General features: G+C 55.0%; 3 protein-coding genes. 2 read left to right on the forward strand and 1 reads right to left on the reverse strand.

The features are described 5' to 3' along the window. On the forward strand, positions 1-648 hold a 648-nt coding region (locus IQ273_RS32965), incomplete at its 5' end, for a carbohydrate ABC transporter permease (protein ID WP_194027283.1). Positions 649-796: 148 nt separating this feature from the next. Continuing rightward, complete coding sequence (locus IQ273_RS32970) at positions 797-1,375, forward strand: SH3 domain-containing protein (RefSeq protein WP_194027284.1); 579 nt, start codon at positions 797-799, stop codon at positions 1,373-1,375. Positions 1,376-1,415: 40 nt separating this feature from the next. Here IQ273_RS32970 and IQ273_RS32975 read toward each other — a convergent pair whose 3' ends face one another. Next, positions 1,416-1,676, reverse strand: coding sequence for a type II toxin-antitoxin system RelE/ParE family toxin (locus IQ273_RS32975; protein WP_194027285.1), 261 nt, complete (start codon positions 1,674-1,676; stop codon positions 1,416-1,418). Positions 1,677-1,810 lie beyond the last annotated feature (134 nt).

Consider the following 1,810-nt stretch of genomic DNA (forward strand, 5'->3'; position numbering starts at 1 on the left):
GTGTGGCAGTCTAACCCCTTTGGCCAGTACTTTCTCAACAGCACCATTGTGGCGGTGCTAACGGTGGCGGCCAACCTGCTGCTGTGCTCGCTGGCGGCCTACCCCCTGGCGCGGCTGGCGTTTGTGGGCCGCGACACCCTGCTGGCGCTGATTGTAGCCACGATCATGATTCCATTTCAGGTGGTGATGATACCGCTATACATTTTGGCGGTGAATCTGGGCCTGCGGAACACCTACCTGGGGCTGGTGCTGCCCTACCTAGCCTCGGCCTTTGGCATTTTTCTGATGCGTCAGGCGTTTCAAGGCGTGCCCAAGGAGCTAGAAGAAGCGGCCCGCATGGATGGCTGCTCTGACCTGGGCATCTGGTGGAATGTGATGCTGCCCGCCACCCGTCCGGCCCTGGTAACGCTGGGAATTTTTGTGTTTATTGGCACCTGGAGTGAGTTTCTGTGGCCGCTGATTTTGCTCGATCGCCCCGAGCGCTACACCCTACCTCTGGGGGTGGCTCGGCTGGCGGGCAGCTTTTCGCTCGACTGGCGGTTAATTGCAGCAGGATCAATTTTGTCGGTGCTGCCCGCGATCGCGGTATTTATCCTGCTACAGCGCTATATCGTGCCCACAGAGACTGGGAGCGGGGTCAAGGGATAGAGTAGCAATTCTCTTAAGGCAATAAACCCAGGTTTATGAGTTCCTTAGATTAATTCCCTAAGTTAAGGCTGATGATTTATCCAAACATCGCCGCAGCCGAGCCGTTTACCCAGGCTGCGGCTTATTTTTCGTGACGGAACCGACAACTATGAAACTCAAAACCCTGGCCGTTGCCCTGCTCTCCACAGCTACTGCCATTGGCTTGTCTATTTCAGCGGCCTTTGCCCAGGTTGCAGAGGTGAGTATTGATCTACTCAACGTGCGATCGGGACCGGGTACAAACTTTGCCGTGCGCGGCACCATACCCAGGGGTGCCCAGGCCAAGATTATCGAAATTCAGGGCCTCTGGCTATACATTGTCACCGGCCCGGTTGAGGGCTGGGTGTATGCCCCCTACGTCACCATTTTGGATCAGCCGGGGCCGGGGGTTGAGGCTCCGGCAACTACCGTTATGGTCTGCAACGGCACCAACCGCACCACAGCTCGCGTGTATCGCCAAAGCGGCGAGCTTAAGCTGCGAGTGCACGATCGCCTCGATAACCTGACCTGGCTCGACACCCCCGCCCGCATAGAAACTAGCTCTGGCGCGACAGCCTACATCAACATCAATGGTGAGCAAACGACTCGGGTGTTGCAGAGCCAAGGCTCACCGACCAACTGCTCGATTCAAACCAGCAATCGTCCCTTAGAAACCGGCGTAGTAACCGAAATCGAGCAGCCCCAGTGAACGATAGGTGACGTTGAAAAAGGATGCGTTATAAGGGGATTTAGTCATAGATTTCACGGCGGTGGCCAATGCGATCGACCGTAATGACTCGGAGAGTGCGATCGCACTCGTAAATTACCCGGTAGTCGCCAACTCTGAGCTTAAAAAAGCCCGCTAAGTTAGCCGTTAGCGGCAAAGGCTGCACGTGGTCAAAATTTTGGGCTAGCCAGTTAATTTTGGCCACAATGCGCTGGCGAATATTGCCAGAAAGCCGCTTGAGGTCTTCAACGGCTTCAGGTTCATACTCTACGGCATAGCTCATGCTTAGCTACCCCTGTTAAGGTGATCATTCGTACTAGTGCGGTCAATTGGATAAGCTAAAGACGTTACCCCTGGCCGCTTAGAGTCAATGAGTTAGCGTCCCATGATAAACGCGCTATTCGAGCAATTTGTTGA

It is taken from the genome of Nodosilinea sp. LEGE 07298 (assembly GCF_015207265.1).
Taxonomy (GTDB): Bacteria; Cyanobacteriota; Cyanobacteriia; order Phormidesmidales; family Phormidesmidaceae; genus Nodosilinea.

What these genes read in the sequence shown, in the direction of transcription:
- IQ273_RS32975 (WP_194027285.1), bottom strand. Translation starts at nt 1,676, where the DNA reads ATGAGCTATGCCGTAGAGTATGAACCTGAAGCCGTTGAAGACCTCAAG.
- IQ273_RS32970 (WP_194027284.1), top strand. Translation starts at nt 797, where the DNA reads ATGAAACTCAAAACCCTGGCCGTTGCCCTGCTCTCCACAGCTACTGCC.